Source organism: Wenyingzhuangia sp. (genome assembly GCF_039768515.1).
GTDB lineage: Bacteria > Bacteroidota > Bacteroidia > Flavobacteriales > Flavobacteriaceae > Wenyingzhuangia.
Genome location: NZ_JBDNAI010000123.1, coordinates 1 through 3225, shown reverse-complemented (window position 1 = coordinate 3225; position 3225 = coordinate 1). Strand labels below are relative to the sequence as shown.

The following is a 3225-nucleotide window of genomic DNA, read 5'->3' as shown; positions in this document are numbered from 1 at the left end:
GAGGCTTGTGCCAGACCAATGGACCGTGGAATTTGACCTGCTGTTGGCGAAATATCTGAGCTGTGGTTGTATTGTTTTGTTAAATCTAGCCAATCTCCATTTTCATCATGACTTTGGGTTACAAAGTGAGCTCCCATCTGTCGGCCACCAGACATGGGTTCTTCAGCTAGATCTGGATGGGCATATAAAGCGGCAAAAAGTTGCTGTGGCTGAAGTAAATTATGGGCCATTAAAATGGTTTGATCCCTATAATAACCTGAACGAAAGTCCCCTTTCTGAAAATACCGACTCAACACAAGTTGCGGTAATTCTTTTCCATCACCAAAAATACCAAACTTGGCTTTTCCTGTCAAAACTTCTTTACGCCCAAGTAGACTACATTCACGACTTAGAACAATGATTCGATAATCGGCAAGTAACTCCTCTTTAAAAGAATCAAAGGAAAGCGCTGAATCCGCTACTTCTTGGGTTTTTGACATATTAGAATTTTAGGCAAGGCAAAAGTACAAAAATTAAAACGGAATAAAAACTGCCCTAGATACCCCTTTAAAACCACTTACGGCTGAATAATTGTGTAAGCGTTACTCGATCAAGGGTGAGGACAAATCTAATTTTCTGTGCATAATTGTGCTGGTCAACTTCTAATCCAGCACTGTTGTAGATTGGGAAATAGACCTCAAGATAATCAGGAAGAAAATTAAAGCGAATTCCGGTATCAAAAAGAACACGGGAGGGGGAGTCGTCGTGTTTGATAAAGCCAATGTCTCCGTAGGCTTCAATCCATTTCCAAATCCCCATGCTTGTGTTGGCAGTAATTAAATAATTATTGGCTAAAGGGTTTTCGAATTTCGTTTTAAACCCACCCTCTGCAGGAATGTATTGTTGACTGTAAATTCCAGTTGTTTCTGATCTTCCGAGATAATTATATTGAAATAAATAGTCGGTAGGACGATCAAGAGCAAAATTAAAATAGTCGGTATTGAGGTTGTTTTTCCACAAAAATTTTCCAGCAAAAAAGCGTAATGAAAACTGTCTTCCGCTGTTGGTTAAATGCCTGTAATCTGCTTTTAAACTAAACTTTCCAAACTTTGAACCGGCTTCAAGGTTACTTGACATGGTAAAATAATTCAAGGCATTTTTATTTGAAAAAATATAGCGTAAACCGGCGATTTTATAGTTTGGATTTTGAATTTGATCAATATTTTCTTCTCGATCTACTGATTGCCAAAACAATTGAAGGATCTCTTTACGATTTTCTCTCAGATTATTCGGTCTTTTCGCAATAAAAGCTGAGCCTGAAAATATGGTATACCGAAGGTTTTCATCATAATGAAAACTAGAACCAGAAAAGCCTACACTTTTCAAGTAATAACTTGAATCTTGATTGAAAGCATTGTAAGAAGTAGAGAAATATCCTACAAGTTGTTTGTTAACAGGAGAGTAAAATGGGTCAATGGAGAAAAAGAAAGGTCGTCTTTTTATTGTACTATTATTTATCCCAATGCCATATGAAATACCGTCATAAACATTAAAATTCACCTCTGGTCGATAGAATAATTGATTGTATGATGTATTTTCAAAGTCTTTTAGAAAGGTAAATCGAATGGGTTTAATTCCCAATAAGCCTAGCTGTTTAACATTGTTTCTCGGATTGAGTTCTGGAAATTTATTTACGGGATTAATGACTAGGTAGTCAGCATCTAATTTTGAGCGTTGGATGGTTTCACCAATAGTATTTCCCTCAAAGCGCTCAGTTTTTATTAATGAATCATTTCTTATCCAACCAAGAGAATAAGGAAGCGAATAGTTACTTTTCTCTTTAATTTGAAAGCTGAGTATGCTGTCCTGCTTTTTAAATTTTGCAAAGGACAAATCAACTGACGAACGACTTGAAAAATAGCGACTAAAGTCTCCAGTAGCGTTTAAGCCAAAATGATCGAAAAACGCAATTTTCAATGCAGCTCCTGTTAACTGTTCACGCTTTATCTTAGCTATAAATGGGGAAAGTTCTATGGAATTATTCTCAATGAAATAGTTCAAGACTTTGCCCATATGACTGGGTTGACCAATTTGATCATTGAATCGAATTAATTCATCTTTCGGGCGAAACAATTCTTGTTGCAGATTTTTGCGAAGAATATATTCATGGAATTCAAGAAATGTATCTTCAAAACTTAAATCTGTGAAGCGATATTTCTCGGTTAGAAAACGAATTAGCGGCTGTCGCATAAACGACTCCAACAATTTCGTGTCTGCATAGTTTTCTTTGACATATTGAGTCATCAGATAGGTTTGTAACCCCCCGAAAAGCCAGTAATCTTCTCTAGATTCTAGGGGTAACACTTCTGATAAATAATCGTATAAATAGGTGTTAAGTGCCTTTAATTCAAACTCAAACTGGGCAGGAAAAAGTTTTAAAAATCCAGGCACAAGTGTCAGCCCATAAAAAGGGCGCTTATTGTACTTTTCTTTCGATAGAAGCACGTTTTGGTGCGTGTACTTCCCCAACGCTTTTTCCAGAAAGTCATCTATTTTTGTGAGACTAAGTTTAGTTTCTTCTTTGTCTAAGCCATCTAGGTTTATGTTGGTCTTTATTTTTTTATTAGTTAAGCTAAACGTTTCATAGGCAATGTCTTTTCCTATATGAAAAAGTATTTTTCTCTTCGCTTTTGCAGAAAATCGATGGATTATGTTGTCATTATCATGAATTATATCTTGCGCATCAAGATTAGAATGTACCGCTAACTCTTTGGGAGCTATCAATGTACAGATAATATTGCTTGCTCCCATCGGGGAATCTTCCAAGTCTAAATGACTTTGCTTAATCCATTCTCCTGCTGTTCGCTCTGCAAGTGTCACGAAGAAGTTTTCCAATAAATAGGTTTCTTTTGTAACGATACCGTAACCTGTAAACCTTGCATCAGGGAGGTGGATAACATAGTCCAAATCAAGTATTATCTCTTCCTGCGCAATCAGTGGCTCTTCTAGTTCAATTTTTATGATATCCACTTGTTCAGGCTCGCGCTGCCACTTTACAAATGAATGATTAGTGCTGATTGAATTGATAATCGTTTTTCCCCGTTTCGCCTTCTTTGACAAATAGAAGCTTCGGTTGTATTCTTCCACCAATCGATCAGCAAGTGCACTTTTTGTAGAGCTATATGCGTTCGCCCAATCATTTAAGTATAGATGATTTAGTTCACTGTCCTCTGTGTTGGTGAAGGT

At 36.7% G+C, this 3225-nt stretch carries 1 protein-coding gene and 1 pseudogene; both read right to left on the bottom strand.

Annotation, left to right across the window (positions count from 1 at the left end; all coding sequences use genetic code 11):
• A pseudogene (locus ABF281_RS07925) lies at window positions 1-479 on the bottom strand (transketolase); the annotation flags it as partial.
• 67 nt (window positions 480-546) lie between these two features.
• On the bottom strand, window positions 547-3225 hold a 2679-nt coding region (locus tag ABF281_RS07920), incomplete at its 5' end, for a hypothetical protein (RefSeq protein WP_347181141.1).